Origin of the sequence: Wandonia haliotis, from assembly GCF_039523435.1 — a bacterium.
GTDB lineage: Bacteria > Bacteroidota > Bacteroidia > Flavobacteriales_D > Crocinitomicaceae > Wandonia > Wandonia haliotis.
The window spans coordinates 273283-291975 of sequence record NZ_BAAAFH010000011.1; the positions used below are offsets into that span (position 1 = coordinate 273283).

15 protein-coding genes are annotated in these 18693 nt (G+C 38.1%); 8 read left to right on the top strand and 7 right to left on the bottom strand.

The features are described from left to right. Positions 1–2 precede the first annotated feature (2 nt). The 3 genes from ABDZ97_RS09380 to ABDZ97_RS09390 are packed head-to-tail and all read left to right on the top strand — an operon-like array spanning position 3 to position 3774. The gene (locus ABDZ97_RS09380; RefSeq protein ID WP_343786894.1) at positions 3–557 is read left to right on the top strand and encodes an NADPH-dependent FMN reductase; all 555 of its coding nucleotides are present in this window, start codon (positions 3–5) and stop codon (positions 555–557) included. Positions 558–597: 40 nt separating this feature from the next. Continuing rightward, a complete protein-coding gene (locus ABDZ97_RS09385) occupies positions 598–3060 on the top strand; it encodes a TonB-dependent receptor (RefSeq protein WP_343786896.1) in 2463 nt (820 codons plus the stop codon). A gap of 12 nt (positions 3061–3072) precedes the next feature. Further along, positions 3073–3774, top strand: coding sequence for an SDR family oxidoreductase (locus ABDZ97_RS09390; protein ID WP_343786898.1), 702 nt, complete (start codon positions 3073–3075; stop codon positions 3772–3774). Here the strand turns inward: ABDZ97_RS09390 and ABDZ97_RS09395 are convergent. Further along, on the bottom strand, positions 3771–3920 hold the full coding sequence (locus ABDZ97_RS09395) for a hypothetical protein (protein ID WP_343786900.1): 150 nt from the start codon (positions 3918–3920) through the stop codon (positions 3771–3773). The genes ABDZ97_RS09390 and ABDZ97_RS09395 overlap by 4 nt on opposite strands. A gap of 181 nt (positions 3921–4101) precedes the next feature. Between ABDZ97_RS09395 and ABDZ97_RS09400 the strand changes: the two genes are divergently transcribed. Both ABDZ97_RS09400 and ABDZ97_RS09405 read left to right on the top strand, forming a co-directional pair. Further along, positions 4102–6654: a SpoIIE family protein phosphatase gene (locus ABDZ97_RS09400; RefSeq protein WP_343786902.1), complete on the top strand. Its 2553-nt coding sequence runs from the start codon at positions 4102–4104 to the stop codon at positions 6652–6654. 67 nt (positions 6655–6721) lie between these two features. Next, the gene (locus ABDZ97_RS09405) at positions 6722–7228 is read left to right on the top strand and encodes an LIC11966 family surface protein (protein ID WP_343786904.1); all 507 of its coding nucleotides are present in this window, start codon (positions 6722–6724) and stop codon (positions 7226–7228) included. A 59-nt stretch (positions 7229–7287) separates the two neighbouring features. On the opposite strand, the gene ABDZ97_RS09410 is transcribed toward ABDZ97_RS09405, so the two are convergent. Next, complete coding sequence (locus ABDZ97_RS09410) at positions 7288–7752, bottom strand: DUF4268 domain-containing protein (protein ID WP_343786906.1); 465 nt, start codon at positions 7750–7752, stop codon at positions 7288–7290. Between the two features lie 89 nt (positions 7753–7841). On the opposite strand from ABDZ97_RS09410, the gene ABDZ97_RS09415 reads away from it, so the two are divergent. After that, positions 7842–8225, top strand: coding sequence for a rhodanese-like domain-containing protein (locus ABDZ97_RS09415; RefSeq protein WP_343786908.1), 384 nt, complete (start codon positions 7842–7844; stop codon positions 8223–8225). 70 nt (positions 8226–8295) lie between these two features. Here ABDZ97_RS09415 and yiaA read toward each other — a convergent pair whose 3' ends face one another. Then, entirely contained in the window at positions 8296–8760 is a 465-nt protein-coding gene (yiaA, locus tag ABDZ97_RS09420; RefSeq protein WP_425542657.1) for an inner membrane protein YiaA, read from the bottom strand. A 164-nt stretch (positions 8761–8924) separates the two neighbouring features. On the opposite strand from yiaA, the gene ABDZ97_RS09425 reads away from it, so the two are divergent. Beyond that, positions 8925–10382 (top strand): tetratricopeptide repeat protein, encoded by a 1458-nt coding sequence (locus tag ABDZ97_RS09425; RefSeq protein WP_343786912.1) that lies wholly within the window; start codon positions 8925–8927, stop codon positions 10380–10382. A 571-nt stretch (positions 10383–10953) separates the two neighbouring features. Here the strand turns inward: ABDZ97_RS09425 and istB are convergent. From istB to ABDZ97_RS09440, 3 genes are all read right to left on the bottom strand, one after another. Beyond that, positions 10954–11601: an IS21-like element helper ATPase IstB gene (gene istB / locus ABDZ97_RS09430; RefSeq protein ID WP_343788025.1), complete on the bottom strand. Its 648-nt coding sequence runs from the start codon at positions 11599–11601 to the stop codon at positions 10954–10956. Positions 11602–11698: 97 nt separating this feature from the next. Further along, complete coding sequence (istA, locus tag ABDZ97_RS09435) at positions 11699–13225, bottom strand: IS21 family transposase (RefSeq protein ID WP_343786914.1); 1527 nt, start codon at positions 13223–13225, stop codon at positions 11699–11701. A 393-nt stretch (positions 13226–13618) separates the two neighbouring features. Further along, complete coding sequence (locus ABDZ97_RS09440) at positions 13619–13891, bottom strand: SymE family type I addiction module toxin (RefSeq protein WP_343786916.1); 273 nt, start codon at positions 13889–13891, stop codon at positions 13619–13621. A 244-nt stretch (positions 13892–14135) separates the two neighbouring features. Here ABDZ97_RS09440 and ABDZ97_RS09445 point away from each other — a divergent pair, with 244 nt between their 5' ends. Next, a complete protein-coding gene (locus ABDZ97_RS09445; protein WP_343786919.1) occupies positions 14136–14555 on the top strand; it encodes a helix-turn-helix domain-containing protein in 420 nt (139 codons plus the stop codon). 27 nt (positions 14556–14582) lie between these two features. On the opposite strand, the gene ABDZ97_RS09450 is transcribed toward ABDZ97_RS09445, so the two are convergent. Continuing rightward, a complete protein-coding gene (locus tag ABDZ97_RS09450; protein WP_343786921.1) occupies positions 14583–18692 on the bottom strand; it encodes a leucine-rich repeat domain-containing protein in 4110 nt (1369 codons plus the stop codon). Position 18693 lies beyond the last annotated feature (1 nt).

Below are 18693 nucleotides of genomic sequence, written 5' to 3' on the forward strand. Positions count from 1 at the left end.
AAATGAAGATTGTTGTTGTATCAGGAACTTATCGGGAAGGAAGAAAATCTCATGGCGTGGCAGTTTGTCTTAACCGGGAGTTATTATCGCTTGGTTATACGACCGAGTTGGTTGATTTAAAAGCATATAATTTACCGGTTCTTGAATATATCTATGCAAAACATCCTGCTCCAACCGAAGCGATGCACAAGCTTCATTCAATTTTTGATTCGGCAGATGCTTTTATTTTAGTGACGCCTGAGTATAATGGTGCGCCGGCTGCTTCTCTTAAAAACTCGCTTGATTATTTCAGAAAGGAGTACTACCGAAAAGTAATGGGAATATGCACGGTTAGTTCCGGAGCCCTGGGGGGAATGCGAGCCGCGACCTCTTTACAGCAAATGGTATTATGGTATGGTGGAGTTCCGGTTTCACAAATGCTGACGGTTCCTAAAGTACAAAATCATTTTGATGAAGAAGGAAACCTTTCAGACTCAGAATTTAAGCCAAACATTGATAAATTTCTCGAATCATTCCTCTGGCTATCCGATGCCGTAACGGTCAAACGGAATAGCTGATTTAACTTTATTTTACAGGGTAAATACCTTATATTTGGGCATGAAATTTTACAACGGATACGTAATAATCCTTTTTCTCAGTCATTTTTTATTTTCAATTCACGGGCTTAAAGCTCAAAATGAAACAACTGGAAATAATAAATTGTCAGGCAGGGTCTTAGATGGGGTTACAAAACAACCTTTGGACTTTGTGAATATCACATTATTTACTGCAAAAGACTCTGTTCCTGTAACAGGTGGGATTTCGAACATAGAGGGGCTTTTTTCCATTTCGAATATTCCAAGAGGGGGTTTTTATGCGCGACTTAAATTTATTGGATTTGAAGAGAAAATTATAAGTGATATTCAATTCAAAGGGAATTCAGAACACCAAAAACTAGGAGACATATTGCTTGAGAATGCGGACAATGAATTGTCGGAAGTAGTTGTGGAAGCAGAACAAAAAATGTTGGAAACAAGCATTGACAAGAAAGTTTTTAATGTGGAAGAAGATTTGTCTACTCGTGGAGGAACGGCAAATGATGTTCTGAGCAATGTTCCATCTATTGATATTGACCAGGATGGTCAGATTTCGCTGCGGGGAAATAGCAATGTAACTGTATTAATTGACGGAAGACCAAGTTCTCTTTCGGGAAGTTCAAGGGGAGCGATTCTGGATGCTATTCCCGCTGCTTCAATCGAGCGGGTGGAAGTTGTTACAAACCCTTCTGCGAAATATGATCCTGACGGTATGTCCGGGATCATCAATATTGTTTTGAAAAAGAATAAGTTGAGAGGGTTTAATGGAAACATTGATGGAACCTATGGAACGGGAAATAACTATACAACGGCTGTTGGTGTTAATTTGAGAAACGATAAGTTCAATGTGTTTGCCAATTACAGTTACCGGTATTATGACGGGTATCGGAACTTTTTCTCAGATCGTGAAAGAGAACTGGCATTTGGAACTGAATTTCTTAGTCAGGAAAGATATGGACGTGATAATAACAACGGTCATACGGGAAAAGCGGGATTTGATTACAGGATAAAGGACAACCACATCATCGGGATGTCTGCAACAGGTTCATATAACAAACGGACGCGCGATGGATTATTGAGTAATACGTTGTATCTGAATGGGGTAAAAGATTCTGTCTGGCAGCGTAATTCCAGTGAACCCCGTACGAGTCAGAGTTTTGATCTGAACTTGAATTATCAGTGGACATTTAAGGAGAAAAAAGGGGAGATGATCGCTGATTTTAACCAGTCCTGGGGAAAGAACACAGTGAAAGGGTACTATGATGAATACGATTTGATGGAGTGGACCACAAATCCGGCTCGTATGGAGCAGTTGGATAACCCTACTATGAATACAGTCTTTTCAGGACTGGTAGATATCGTGCGGAATTTTAAAAATGCTATGCGTTTGGAAACAGGAGCTAAAGCTATTGTCAATACAGACGACAGAACACAGTTCAGAGAGATTTATGATTTTGAAACAGCGGATTTTTATCCGGATACGAATATCAACAATAGGTTTAAGTTGACAGAACAGATTTATGCAGTGTATGGAATCTTTGGTCATCAGGTTAAAAAGTTTAAGTATCAATTAGGAATACGTCTTGAACAGGCATTAGTGCGACCGGAATTGATTACAACCGGAGAGAAATTTAAGAATGATTATTTCTCGTTCTTTCCTTCAGCACACCTGGCTTATGAATTAAAGAAAAAGGGAGAGTTGTTTTTGAGTTATTCAAGAAGAATAAACCGACCGTCTTCATGGAACTTGAATCCTTTTACCGAGTACTCGGATCCGTTCAACTTACGTATGGGGAACCCGGCTTTGAAACCGGAATACATCAATAGTTTTGAAGTAGGATACAATAAGTCGTGGAAAAAACTGACGGTTAATGCAACGGGGTATTACCGACACTCAACGGACGTGATTCAGCGGGTTCGTACCTATTATCCGGATGGAACCGCTGCCACTGTCTTTGATAACCTGGATAAAACCATGAATTACGGAGTGGAAGGAATAATGATCTATCGTCCATGGGACTGGTGGCGTACAAACTTTTCGACAAATGTTTATCAGAGTTTTCTGATTACATCTAATCCTGAGCTACAGAATAATTCAGGATTAAACTGGGGCTTCAAGTTGAGTTCTGCTATTGATTTCTGGAAGAAAACAACAACCTTTCAATTGAATTACCGCTATAATGCTCCGCGGGTAGTGCCACAGGGACTTGTTCAGTATAAACCGGCAATTGATTTGTCTTTGCAACGTCAGTTTCTGGACAAGAAATTATCCGTGACATTGCGTATCTCGGATGTATTTGACTGGCAGGGGTTCTATATGTTAGTTGAGAATCAGAATGTGTGGCAGGAGTCGGAATACAAATGGCAGTCGCGCAGATTGTTCCTGACGGTTAGCTATCGGTTTGGGAAGCTGGAAGTAGGAAACGATAGCAGACGAAGAAGAGGAAGTTCCGGAAACGGAAGTGGTGGAGATATGGACTTTTAAAAAATATAAAGTATGTTGACAGGAAAACGAATTTTAGTAACAGGAGGAAGCTCCGGGTTGGGAAAAGCTATGGCGGCTTTATTTATCGAACGTGGTGCACAGGTGTTGATTACCGGACGTGACGAAAGTAAACTTGCGAAAGTCGCAGAAGAATTGAAGTGTTCTTATGTGACAGCAGATGTGTCGAGTGATGATGATATTTCCCGTACGTTTGACTGGATTGATTCCAACTGGAAGGGATTGGATGTTCTGATTAACAATGCAGGGATTGGTTCCTTTTCCGAATTAGACGGTTTAAACAGAGCAGACTTTCGCGAAGTTTTTGAGGTAAATGTGTATGGAGCTGCAATGATGGCTAAAGAAGCTGTGAAACGATTTAAGTCAGAAAAAATACAGGGTGATATCGTAAATATTGCGTCGACAGCTTCTCTGAAAGGTTTTGCCAAAGGATCGGTTTATTCGGCAAGTAAATTTGCATTGCGTGCGATGACTCAGGCTTGGCAGGCAGAATTACGTCCTTTTGATATTCGTGTTATTCAGGTGAATCCATCTGAAGTTCCGACAGCTTTTAACTCTCCGGAACGCACAGAAAGAGCGTTACAGGATAAAAAACTGACCCCGGTAGAAATTGCACATACGGTTCTTTCAACTCTTGAAATGGATAGAAGAGGTTTTATTCCCGAAGTCAGCGTTTTTGCTACGAATCCTTTTTAAGCGACTTGTTTTTCAGAGCGCTTAGTCGGTTTGCAGGAAATTCCCAGAACAGATAGTGCCTGGTCAAATCCGTTTGCTGTATTACTGCGAATGCGTCTTGCATTTGTCATATTGGGCATTTTTCTGGTGTTCTTTGTCGTTTTCATGGTGTATGTATTTGTTATTCTACAATAAGATAATCAAATTCCCTGCCAAACCAGTCATTCTTATGTAAAAGGTGTCTCTTGGTTAGTGTGTGGTGTTATTTTCTATGTAAACTGAATCTTTGTCATAAAAAACGTCCGTTTTTTCTTGAAATTTCTATCTTCATGACGTAGTTTTAAGAAGATGACAAATCAACTCGTACTCGCTTCCCAGTTTCTTCTCCTCAGTTTGGCTGTTTTCCATCCTGTTGCGGGATTATTGTACGAGTATTTCAGTGATGTGAATGATCCTTTTTTGATTCGCTTACTCTTTTCGGTTTATTGTTTATTGGCTCTTTTATTGATTATTGTTTCCCGAAAAGTACGAAGACATCATTGGCGGATTTCGAGGATTACTTTTGCTTTATTGAGTTTACAAACGTTTTACCTTACATGGATAAATGAAATTAACCCTGCTTATTTTGCTACTATTCCGATAATCGTCGTTTCGGCTCCTATATTTTTTACCCGGTACAGATTGTTGGTGCCTTTTTTATCCTTTATTGTTTTACTTACCATCGTTTCGGGAAGTTATTATGGGATTAATGAAGACACGATTTTTTTCTTTTTATTGGTAGGATTAAGTCTTCCGGTTTCCTTTTTTAATCTGTTCCTGTTCAGACGCATTATTAAAAAACTGCAGTTTAGTGATTATGTACTAAATAATATTGATGCGCTTGTATTGGCATCAGATGCCAGTGGAGAAGTGACTTTCGTCTCTAAAAATGTAAACCGTATTCTGGGGTACAGTCGTCAGGAAATATTGAACAGAGGATGGTGGGATGTGCGTATGCAACGAAAAGTGACAGATGAAGAATTAACGCATTTCCGGGATCATATTAATGAACGGGCTGATCGGGAAGATGGTTATGACTCTATGGTGGTTACCAAAGAAGGGTCGGAAAAGTGGTTTCACTGGAAAGTAGTCAGCCTTGGGAAAAAATCAAAAGTAGGGGTAGGACAGGAAATTACGCGAAAAAAGAATGCCGAAAACGAACTAAAGAAACTGTCGTTGATTGCTCGTGAAACGGATAATATTGTATTGTTATTAGGAGAGGGAAATACCATTGAATGGGTGAATCCTGGTTTTCTGAAAGTGACATTATATGATGAAACTGATGTGTTAGGGGCAGACACTTCTTCGTTCTTTTTTGAGCAATCGGATAGCCCCGAGATATTCCATTCGACTATTCATGCTGTGTATGAAGATCGTTGTATGCACTATGCTGAGTTACGTCTGAAAAAGAAATCGGGAGAGGAATTTTGGGCCAATATCAGTTTCACACCGATTCTTGAAGAAGGCAGAGTAGCGCGAATTATCTGTATCGGAAGAGATAGTACCAAAACAAAAGAAGCCGAAGCCCAGATTCGGCTGTATAGTGAGCGATTGCGTACACTTCATAAACTGGATCAAAAACTGCTAAAAGCTGATAGTCTGAATGATATCTTTAATGAAATTATTATCAACGTTAAAGGGTTTGGGCTTCCTTGTAATCGGGTTTCCATTGCGATCTATGAGTTTGACGAAGAATTTGTTAATGTTATTTCCGGTGATCCGCAGGGATCAGTAGCGGAGATTATAATGGACAAATTACCTATAGGAGATTTTAAACGTTCCATACACATCCTGAAGAGTGCTGAATTTATTGTAAATGACTTGGATAATGCTAACGAAAGTGAGCTTACTCCCAGTCAGAAATATCTGTATAAAGATCATGGAGTGGGGGGATACATTAGTTTACCGATTCGCTATAATAAAGAGTTGGTCGGTTCGTTGAACTTCGGAAGTACAAGTGCTGTTGATTTTGATGCGGAGACCATCGACTTTCTGAAAGAAATTACTTCTGATGTTGCTTTAGCGGTTTATCAGTTCCGCTTGAAAGAAGCTATCCGGGTTAAAAATGCAAAACTGGAGCAGCGCAATAAAGACATAACAGATAGTATTAATTATGCCCGAAGAATCCAGAATACATTTTTACCATCTCCTCAGGATCTGGAAGAATATTTTGATGATAGTCTCGTGTTGTTTAAACCTAAGGACAAGCTGTCGGGAGATTTTTACTGGGTGGAGGAAACACCCGATGCTGTTTGGGTGGTTGTAGCGGATTGTACCGGTCATGGAATTCCAGGGGCATTGGTGAGTTTGGTAGGGACGAATATTTTGAACCAGGCTATTTACGAAAAGAAAATGCAAACTCCGGATGAAGTTCTGGCTTACCTAAACTTAAAGGTTATTCGTACGTTTAGTAGCCAGAACAAAGAAAACGGTGTAAATGACGCCATGGATATAGGAATTTGCTGTATTCGCAAAAATGAAGGTATATTACTTTACGCAGGTGTTTTGAATGATTTGTATTTAGTCCGGAATGGTGAATTACAAAGTTTTAAATCTTCCCGTTACCCAATAGGCCTGAAACCTGAACGCGTATTCATGGATTTCGAAATGCATCATATTTCGGTACAGCCGGATGATCAGTTTTATATGTTATCTGATGGATTTACCGATCAGTTTGGTGGAGAGCAGAATAAAAAATTTGGTAAACGGAGCCTGAAAAGGTTGATTCTTGAAATTCAGGATTACCCTATGCCTGAACAGTTACGTATTTTGCAAAATACGTTTGACCTATGGAAAAAAGATCACGAACAAACTGATGATGTTGTTCTCTTAGGGTTCAAAATCAAACAGATAAAAAAATAATTGGTTGGTTTTCTCTGGGTAAAGTTGTATTTTCGTCGTGAAAAAATAACCCTTAAAATTACAAATTATGAAATTAGGTAAAGCAGTAATGCTATCTATGGGAATTCTATTCCTTGTATCGTGTGAAACAGAAACTCCTGAAAAAGGCGTAAAGTATAATGATGATCTGTTGAATATGATTGATCGTTTGGATGATAAAGTAGAGAGCATGAACGATACATTTGATGATTATGTTGCAGAAGAAATGAATGCAGGGCTTTCGGATTTGAAGAAACAGGTTGAGACAACAAAAAAAGAAGTAGAAGATCACGGAGATTTCTTTGGAGATGCTGCACTTCAGAACGCTGCTATGGGATATGTTGACGCTGTAGCGAAGTCTGTTCCGCAATACGAAGAACGTGTAAAAATCGAATCAGTAGATGATGCAGACTATACTGATGATATGGCAGATAAATCGTACGACTTAATGGATGAAATTCAGGATCGTATTGATAATGCAAATAAGAATCTTATCGAAGTACAACAGAAGTTTTCAACTGATCATAACTTCCTGTTGGTAGATAAGGAAAAGTAAAACGAGATTAATAGTATAAGTTGTAACAGGCCGAGTCGTATAGATTTGGTCTGTTTTGTTTACGAACAGAGTGAATAAAACAAATCGAAGAAATCTGCCCAATATTCATCCAGACCTTTTATTTTTTCTGCTAAAAAATCCATGATTCTTTCGTGATCTGATTCATTAAACAAATTCACTCCTTCTAAAGTCCATTGCATTCGGTGGGAGATAGTATCAGTAGTGAGAGAGTAGGAAGGAAGACAAACCATTTCATTCCCGATGGTGGATTCAAGGAGGAGTCGTGTTTCCATGAATTGCTCCCAGACAATATCACGGACTCCCTCGTCCTTCATTTGGATATCTATGGCAAAAAAAGCTTCTTTCCCCGTAGCTTCAAGCCGAAAGAAAATACCTTTAATGTTTGAACGGTAATGTAACCAGTTTTTACGCTTTCCGGTAGCGGAGCGCTGTTTTTCCATTTTCTGACGAAACTTTTCCCAAAAGGCCGTCTTATATTCTTTAACTTGTTCCCGGGTAAACATGCGCAAATTTACAATTCTATTCCTTGTGTGATAAATATCACATGGCTTTTACTTAAACTTCTGTAAATTTGTTTTATAAAAAAATAGGTATGCGATTTGTTAGTACGTTGATAGTAGTATTGTTTTTTGCAGGTTGTCAGGCACAACAAACTTCGGTTCAGGAGCAAGCAAACGGGGGAACAGTTCTAAAACTTGATAAAGCAGCTTTTGCAGAGAAGATTGCTGAGGAAAATATACAGTTTGTAGATGTACGTACTCCGGGAGAATTTAATGCGGGACATATTAAAGGTGCTGTTAATATTGATTATACCAGTCCCGATTTTCCGGATAAAATTCAGCAATTGGATAAAGATAAACCGGTTGCAATATACTGTCAAAGTGGGAATCGTTCGGGACGAGCTTCAAAGGTTATGTTAAGCCTTGGATTTAAAGAGGTTTATGATCTGACAGGTGGGTATTCACATTGGAAATAAGTATATTTCATAATACGTTGTTTAGGTTGAAAAAGCACACTCGTTTGAGTGTGCTTTTTGCTTGCCGGGTCTAGAAGTAAGTGTTGTCTTCCTCCTTAAAAAACTTACTATCTCGCGTATTCTTCTGAACAGCAATGGCAGCGAATAAAGAGAGAGTAAAAGCCATTCCATAAAATCCTTTTTCACTTAAGGATAGATCAGCATTGCGTAGCCCGACCACAAGCAATACAATAGAGGTCAGCGTCGTAAACCAACTGATTCCATAGTAAATATCTGTTACCTCAATTCCTTCGGAGCGGTCTCTTACACATTTTTGTACCGAAATAGCTGAAAACAAGCCGAATAAGATCACGGTAAAATAATAGCCTTTTTCATTGAGCAACATATCCGAATTCCATAAACCGATACAATACGAAACTAAACCTGCTCCAAGAGCTACCCAGGATGCTCCAATAAATGCAGGGGTTGGTTTCATTCCTCTGGTTTGCACTGCTCTTTTCGAAGCTTTATTTTCATGAGTTACTGTTACATTCATTTCATCGTTTGTCATACTATTCTGTTTTTAAGTTCTGAGACAAAAGTGAGGCATCTGTGTTATTTGAACAAACCCATTTTTGTAATTTAATTACTATATAATTTGTGTTTTTAATTCTAAATAATCTATTAAATAAGTAAATTAGAATATTTTTATTACGATATATGAATGATATTATAGCTATAATAAATCTCTTAACTACCACCGAAAAGCAGAAGTTTATTCGTTTTTTGGATAAAAAAAACAAGCGACATGACACGCGAAATATAACTTTGTTTTCAGCAATTGATAGAGGCGAAGCGGATTTAATTCGACAAGAAATAGGTACAAATGCTTTCAATGTACTCAAAAAACGCCTGATGGATAATCTGATTGATTTTTTAGCGAACCTCAGTCTCGAACAAGAAGCTTCATTGGAAGTACAACTCATGAAAAGAATTCTGGTTGTTCGTAAATTGCTAGACAATCAACTAGAGAAAAAAGGCTTTAAACTGCTGAAAAGGGCAGAGGATATGGCTATCGAAGTCGGGCAATTAACCTTATTGAATGAAATTTACCACACGTATGTTGAATATTCACATTTACCTGAAGCTCCGGATCAGGAAGAGATTTTTGAGAAATTGAAAAGAAATACGGAGCAATTCATGGAACAGGAGCGGTTAAATATGGTTTACGCCATGGTGAAGAAAGCATTTAGTGAAAACACAACCAAAGATATTGATTTGGATATGCTTGTTAATGAGGCATTTGTGAAGTTTGGAGGAGATTCATCAATGACGTATACCTATAAATTACTCAGCCAGATAGCGCAAATAACTGACATTGTAGCAGAAATGAAGAAGGATTATTCTGCTATAGACTTATTCTTTGTTGAAAAACTCGAACTGCTTGAAAGGAGAGGGGAGAGACGACATCCGAATTATCGTGTTGAGTTGATATATCATATCGCTAACATTTACTTTCGACGTAGAGATTTTAGAAAATGTAAAATCTATCTGGATCGTTTAGAGCAAATCATCGACTCTAAATCAAATCCGAAACATTATGTTAAATACAAGAATTTGGAAGCATTGTATTACAATTATACTGGTAGTTATGGTAAAGCCTTGGATATTCTTGACCCTATACTAAACAATAATTCCCACGATGATACAATGAACCCGCGTTTAGTTGTTGTAATGATTGAACTCCAGCAAGGAAATTACAATGCGGCCAGAAAACATTTATTTCGTTTAACTCACAGTGATCGTTGGTACGAGTCAACTATTGGTATCGATTGGACTTTACACAAAAAGTTTCTGGAAATTATTCTTCTGATCGAATTACAGGAATCAACGCTCTTAGAATCGCGTATTCAAAGTTTGGATAGGACATACGGTCAAATATTAAAATCCGGAACAACCAGAAATGCCTATAATTTTTTAAGACTGATCAAAAAAATGGTAAATAAACCGCATATCGTAGAATCTGATGAATTCAGACTGCTTGTGGATAAAACAATTATTTGGCGACCCAAGGAAAGAGAGGATTTGTTTATGATGAGTTTTTACGCCTGGCTAAAAGCTAAAATGGAGAAGAGGAATGTGTATGAGGTTACATTGGAGTTGGTGAGTGATAACTGAAGCGGAACGGTTTAGATAATTCTATTTAACATAATATTAATTATAGGACAAAACAATAGAAAGTCGCAAAAACAGCCGTGAATCGTTTGTCAGCTATAATTATATTATGTAAAATAGTAGCTCCGTCCTTGGAATATAGCTTTGCAGTTCATTCTCTTGGGAATTTATGACATCGTTTCTATGGAACCGGAATTTTGTCCTATAATTTGACATTATGTGTAAATAGCCGCACGCCCGCGCTGTGGGTTTTGTCAGAACGTTTATGGGTGCCGTAAAAATTACAAACTGCCACGAGATACAATTTGTACCGTACAAGGCCAACGCTCGCCACCGCGCATTTGCTTTTTTGCCACCGCGCAGTAAAGCCTTTTTTATTTAAAGATGGTGTTCGCTTGGCATACAAATCGGCGCTCACGGAGTTTATGATATGTTCGTTTTTGCCTTGATGCAAAAAGAACCAAAAAAATCAAGACAAAAATAAGCTTGCATATTCCGCTGAAAACGGACAGGTGTTCCGTTTCAAAACGGACACTTTTCTCAAAAACTTTCGGTTAAATTAATTAATTTTTTTTTACTGTTCTTTTCTAAATTTTCTCATGGATTCCCCTTGCAATTCTATTCTGTAAGAACCATTAGTTAATCTATCTAATATTGCATCGGCAATAGTGGGTTCCTTAAAGCAGTCAAACCAAGCCTTTACAGGTAGTTGTGAGGTGATTATTGTGGATGAACTTCCATGGCGCTCATCCACTAGGTCCAAAAGCATATTACATTGTTTATGATCAATTTGTTTGAGCCCAAAGTCATCGATAATTAAGAGTTTTGTCTTGGCTAATTTGTCCATAAACTCAAAATAGCTGCCATCAGCCTTGGCCAGTGTCATACGATCCAGTAGCTTATTAGCGGTATAATAGATGGTTTTGAGTTCCTGGCTACAAGCTTGGAAGCCTAAAGCACAAGCAATAAACGATTTGCCGACTCCGGTGGGTCCTGTAATGATCAGGTCTTTTGATTTTTTGATCCAGTCCCCCTGCTGCAAACGCAAAAGCATGTTTTTATCCATTCCTCTGGGTTGATGAAAATTGATTTGTTCAAAAGATGCTTGTTGTTTAAATCGGGCCTGAGTGATCAGGCGTTTTAGTTTTTTATTGTACCGATTCTCGTACTCTGCTTCGATAAGATGAGCGATAAGCTCATCTAAGGAGAAGTTCTTCTCCAGGCATTTTCGGTAAGTTCCCGGTAGGCTTGTGCAAATCCGTTTAAGCGCATGGTGTGCAGCTTTTCAAAAGTGGCATTAATATTCATATCTATTGGTTTTAATTAAAATGTTCTTTTCCTCTGATGTTGGTGTGTACTTGTAACTGGAATAAGTCTAAAGGTTCTTCTTCCAGATCAAAGGTCTTGTTGTTCAGGGTGTTTTTGATAAACTTATACTGCAAGCAGTTCAGTTCAAGTGCCTTTTTGCAGGTTTTTATATAGTCGGACTTGGGGTGTTTTTTGGCCAGATTCAACAGTCCCATACAACTTCGGTAAGCCTGTTCGGGATGATCGCGACTGTCCAGGACCTTAGTGATGAGCTGTTCTACTTCAGGGCCTATGGATCGGCCCCAGCGGATAAAACGATCCGGGGTCCATGCAGCCTGGAAGTGATGATGGGCCGGGCGATGTTCACTCTTTGTGGTATATTTATAGGGGGTGTGGTCGCGCCGGTGCAGCGCAACCCTTTGGTGATCAAAATAAGCCTCCAGGTAACGGTCGGTATAGATGACCCTGAGCTGTTTTCCCGTATACTGAAAAGGGACACTATAATAATGTTTGTCTTCTTTTAAATAAATATGATGATTGTATTGCACCTTGAGTTTGCAAAAGTGTTTTAATTCATACCATGTAGTGGGCAGCGGCTTTAACTCTTTTTTCTCCACCTGGTCAAAGAGCATTTGCCGGCTAAAGGGTTTGTTTTGAAAAGACTTTTGATTGTGTTTATCCAACTGATCCCAAAGGGCTTCATTGAGTTCTTCTATAGAATAAAAGACCCGATGGCGCAAAGGGGCATAGATACGCTGATAGGCAATGCGCACAAAGTTCTCCGCTAAGGCCTTGTCTTTTGGGTGTAAAGCTCTGGCCGGTAAAATAACGGTTCCGTAATGCGCGGCAAAATCCTGATAGGTCTGATTGATTTCAGGTTCGTATTTATGGGATTTACGCACCGCAGCACGTAAACAATCCGGGACAATGGCTGCCGGAGCACCTTTATAAAAACGAAGGGCATTTTGATTTACGGCCACCCAATCCGCTTTCTTTTGCGAAGGGACTGCTTCAATATAACACAGCTGGCTACAGCCAAGAACACTGACAAAAATTTCACAAGCTTTTCGTTTACCAGTGGTCCGATCCGTGATATAAAGTTTCTGTCCTGCAAAATCCACAAAGAGCTTATCGCCAGCCTTATGTTCCATATGCATACTGACTTTGCTCTCTTTACGCCAATGATAATAATGATGGCAAAATTGGCTGTATTCATAGCCTTCTTTATGGCCCTGTCGGTATTCTTCCCAAAGCAGTTGCAGGGTGACCCCTACCTTTTTAAGCTCCTTTTCAAAATAGGGGAAAAGCTTTTCTAAAGCAATGTATCGGGGGTTTTGGGTTTGCTTCCTGATATTGAGTAAGTGGATTAGCTCACTGTCACTCATCCCGGAGATTCCCCTAATGGGAAGACCACTGCTTTTAAAACCCGCAATATACTGGCTGGCTGCGGTTTTACCGATGCCTACAATTTTAGCCGCCTTTCGGCCACTAAGCCCTTGCTCAAAATATAAACGTAATAGTTCGCGTACTTCTCTCATACCTATCGGAATGTTGGCCATTATCCTTCGTTTTATAAGTTAATGGCTCCAAGATGAGAAAAGTGTCCGTTTTACTCCGGAATGGCTGTCCGCTTTAAAACGGAATCATTGTCCGTTTTGAAACGGAACGGGTGTCCGTTTTAAGCGGAATATGCAATAAGCTTCAGCGCGCCCTGTCCAAATGCTTGAAATTCTGCCAAACGAACCCCGATTATCATCGGGAAACGACAAGCGCCTTTGGCGAATTTCTACGCATTTGGCCATTACTCACAGGATTTAGTATTGATTTTCAAAGGAGTTCATGAACCCTCCGGGTTTCCCCCCAACGCCGGCCCGCATTTTTGTCAGGCCAACGCGCTTTTCTATTTTACATAATATCCGGTTAATCCACATTTATTTAACGACCGGTTTCTTTCTCTTTTTAGAGGCTTTTTCCGGGATGGTTACTTCGTTTTCTTTCTGTTGCGGTTCAATGGTAATGACCAGTTTACGGCTTGCCGTAGCGATATTGATCTCCTGCCCGGGTTCAAATCCACACTCCTGCAACCACTTCCCCATCAACCGTATTTCGGGGAATGTTACCATGTAATTCCACGCTAGTTTTTCTCTTCGTTTCAATATTTTGCTGTACACCTTCATGCGCCGTGTTTTTGCAGAATTTTTCATGCTCCTGTATTTTTGTTTCCCTAAAGTTGGTCAGCTTTGCAGAGGTATCCTACACAACAAATTTGTATTTTACAGCCGTGAACCGATGAATTTTATGTTTTTTACATATCTTTAGATGGGCGATTGTTTTACGGAATAATTACCTTTACCTGCAACATCCTTTAAACGTATGTAATTCTTTTGTTTTAAGGGGTTTGGAAGTAAAAACCAGACAGAGAATGAACTAAAAATACTATTTTGAGCTATGACACATGCCACTAAAAATCCCAGAATACACCAGGGCCGCAACGTGAAGCGTTTTCGTGAAATGCTCGGCATCAAACAGGATGCTTTGGCCTTCGAACTGGGTGAAGACTGGAACCAGCAAAAGATCTCCCTTTTGGAGCAAAAAGAAACCATCGATACTCCCCTACTCTCACAGATTTCCGAAGCTCTGAAAATCCCCGTCGAAGCCATACAGAATTTTGATGAGGAACAGGCGGTGAATGTGATTGCGAATACTTTTGGCGATAATAGTATAGGATACCAGAAGAATGAAAATCCCATTTTTAATCCTGTAGATCAAATTTTAAAACTGCACGAAGAGAAAATTGCGTTATACGAACGGATGCTGAAGGAGAAAGATGAAATGATGGCGCGGTTGGAGAAGTTGGTTGGGGGGTGATTCTTCTAGAAACGTAAAGTAATAAGTTTAGATAGAATTGTCATCCAATTTACCAGCGATCTGTCTTTCATATATTTCTTGTATCTCTCTATTAGGAGCACCGCTTTTTTCTGGAGAAATATCGTGTTCAATCATAATCTTTATGGCTTGGGTTATTGTATGCCATGCAAGGTTTTGATTTTTAAAGCCACTAATAGGTTTCCCTTTGAAAGGCATAGCGGAGAATCGCTGTAGGTTTATCTTACCCTTTCTTCCCCATTCATAATATTCTAAAATGATTGGAACGATTTTTACAGAAGAATTATCACTGTCGTATCTTTCGATGGCATCTTTAATTTCGTTTTCAATGACATATTGTGTACTGAAGAGATTAGGACTTACCATAAAAAAGACAATATCTGCCTGATTGAATCGTTCTCGAATACGTTCATCCCATAGATCACCTGTAATTAGATTTTCACAGCACCAAGGTTCTTCGATTAGTCCCCAATCTACTAATGGTCGCAAATACCGTTCAAAAATATGTACTTGAGCTAAGTCATATTTTGAATATGAGATGACTACACTCTTTTTCTTGATTGGATTGTCAATAAATTCCATATACTCCTTTAAATTAAAATATTTCTTCTCTTTTTTATTAGGGTTTTTAAAATCTTTGAATTTCTTCTCTGAAAAGATATGTTTACCTACAGTTGCATTTTCTTTAAGTACCCGAGTAGAAATAAAATCTTCACCATTTAAAGTTACCATTTCCTCCAACTCAAATCCTTTATTGACTTCTAAAATATACTGACGTACCTGATTTATAAATAAGGGTTTATTCTTAGTAGTTTTTGTTAAATCGTAGATATCGATACAAGCATTCCCTTCTTTATTACCAAGCCTGAATTTTATCATAGCTATCTCATCTGTGTTTGGGTTTTTAATCACAAGAGCGTCTTTCCAATAATAGAAAAGATCATGGTTTGTATTTAACGGAAAAAGTGTGCCGAAGTGCTGGAAAATATCGAGGATAACGTTTTTGTGGATAAATCCCTCGTACTCAAACCTTCGATAAGGGGTTTGTTTGTTGTTCAGGAATAAATTTACTTTATCATCGGGACTTTTAGGAAGATAAAGAGGAGCTATGAACTTATCAGACCCTGGATGCTTGAAGATCATTTTAAATTCCTGCATCATCGCTAATAGATCATCCACACTGCTATTATCTTTACCTAGAACCGTTACAACGTAATCTCGGTCAAATTCTCCTTTTTTTTCGACGAGATTTTCCAACACCTTGTATATATTTCCTGTTACCCAGCTTTTATCAATGTATATTTTTTCATTCTTCAGTTCGTCAGTGTACAATAGCATACCCACCCTTTTCAGATAGCCCACCAACCGTCTACATTCAGCTTCGTCAAAGGGGTTATCCTCATCATTGAGAATATCATTGCAATAAATAAGAAATTCCTGCAAGGATAAGATCGGTTTTCCATCGTATGCTGAAATTTTTTCTTTTATTGGCTCATAAGTTTTGGGTAGTCTTGTACCAATGATCTTCATCTTATCAAGCATTTCCCCGAACAGATTATCGAAATGATCTAAATTTCTTTTTGGTTTAATCGACACGTTTATTATATCAAATATGAATGGATATTGTTCTTTGATTTTAGCATTTTCTAAGAATTCGATATCTGAAGAATCCGCTACTTTATTTTGAATCACCAGTAGTTGGACGTTATCGTCTTCATCTTCTTTGATTTCAACATCAAAAGCAAAATTATCGGCTTTAATTCCCTTCGTATGAAATTTTATAGAATCCAACCAGTATCTCAATGGATAATCTTGCGTTTCAATTTCCACCTCGCTACCATCTTTTGTCCTCTGGTGTGTCGTTCTCGAATCTAATTTATTGGTTTTCGTATCCCATAATAGAAGATAAAGTGTATTGTTATCATAAAACAATTGATGTGTATCATGATAATAGTCATGACCTCCAAAGTCAAAAACACGGAGTACACATTTTTCATCTATGCCCTGGATCGTATGTTTACTTTTAATTGTCCTCTCATCCATCCATAGCGTAGGTAGGTGCTCCTCATCAAGTCCAATTTCCTGATTCAGATATTTTAATAGTGTAGATTTTCCAACCTCGCTATTACCGACAAGAATAACCTTGATATCTTTATTTTTGTATTGACCTCTTTTTTCGATATCCTCAAATGATCCAATGACCGCTTCTGTCCCGATATCAACAAAATTCATTGAGGGGTATTCCAAAGGATTATTAGCAATGTTTAACGTATTGATTTCCCACTTATCATTGCTTATTCCAATTCTCTCTATAATATTCCTTATAGGTCTAAGGTCCTTGATAGAATTATGATGTAAATCCAGGGTTTGAATACTGTGAAGGGCACTCAAGAACTCAACTTTGTCTATTCTATTATTACTAAGATTCAGCTCTTTCAAATTCAACAGATCGGTTAGGAACTCAACTCTCGAAATCTCATTGTTGTTTAAATGAGCAAATCGTAAAGAGGTCAACTTATTAAGTCCTATCAAACTCGTTAATCGGTTGTTGCTGATGTTTAGATGTTCCAGTTTTTTTAATTTCGTAATTGGAGACAGGGTTGAAATGCCCCATCTATTCCATTTTTTATCTTTAAACACATTCCAATCCCCACCACAAATCAAAGTCCTTAATTCCGACAACTGACTGATAGATTCGGGAATGACACTAATATTATTGGGTTTTCCCTTGTTACTGCTTGTTTCACGTTGCCAAGTTCCATCCTCATAAATTGCCCATTCATTGCTTAGTATCAATTCCTCAAGATGTGTGCACTCAAACAATTCCGGAATAATGGTCAAATCACTCAATCCGCAATTTCCTAGATCAAGTTTTTTCGATCTTGTTTTTAAACACTCTTCGATTAACAAGCCAATTCTTGATAGATCCGCTCGTTCGACCTGTCCACTAAATCTTATGGTCTTCCGACGAGTTTCATTCCAGACAGGTTTTATAAACGGTAAATACAGAATGCGACTACAAAGTGCACTGAAATTATCGGGATTCTCTGACTTTACACCTAACTTCCTAAAAAAGTGCAGTACTATATCTTCAAATCTTTCTCCATATTCATTATCATATGGAAAAAGGTTTTCTCGTACTTTCTTCCTGTGATTTTCAGAAAGCATCGTAAGGTGATCTTTTGGGGATTCTAAATACAGCAGTGCCGCTCTGATACTATGACTCAGAGCATTAAGATCTCCAGTAATTTTAAATTTGATTAGGTTTAAGAACCAATCTGTTTGCCGCACGGCTGACTGTGCTAATACACGTTTATCCCTATACTTGTTCCAGATGTTTTTATGATAAGCACGGTAGTCAATATAAGCAATCAATTCTCCACAAAGCGTTGTGAATTCAAGTTGCTTTTCTGATAACTCAGACTTAAAAAATTCTTGGAAAGTCTGTTTCGAAAACTTAAATTTATCGAATAAATCTTCATAAAAATTTCTCGATTCGGAATCAAAATTAATGAACTCGTGAAACTTTTTTACAGCCAAATCAAAATAAAAGTTCTTTTCGTATTGTATATTTTGAACAATTTCATTTTCAACAATCGCTGAAAGTTCAGCTTCGATTACCATCTGGGAACTTGGTGTATCAATATCAAAAAAATGACTCTTTAGTGAAGAATATACTTGCTTATCCATACTACAAAAAGTTAACCGAATACCTTCAACATTTTTATTTTCATAAAATGCAGAACGCATAATATTTAGACTTAGATGCGGTTGGAGTTTACCTGCTCCCGTACCTAATATTGGAGTAGCTATTTCCCTAATATTTTTTAATTCCGATACCTTTTCTGCAAGCCGTTTCCCTATTAATCTGATCGCATAATAAGCTCCATCATATCCGTCTACCGTACAAACAAAAGCTATGAATTTATTCTTTGATTTTTTTGGTAATATTTTAATATCACCGAGTTGATAATCTTTATCTTCCCAAAGATCTGTTGCAATATCTAATTCCTCTAAACCACTTCTAAAAGAATTAGATATGGTACCAGCTGTAGAAATCGGGATTAATAATAAATCACAATCGACATCAAAAATATTCTCGTTTAAAAAATCATTCATG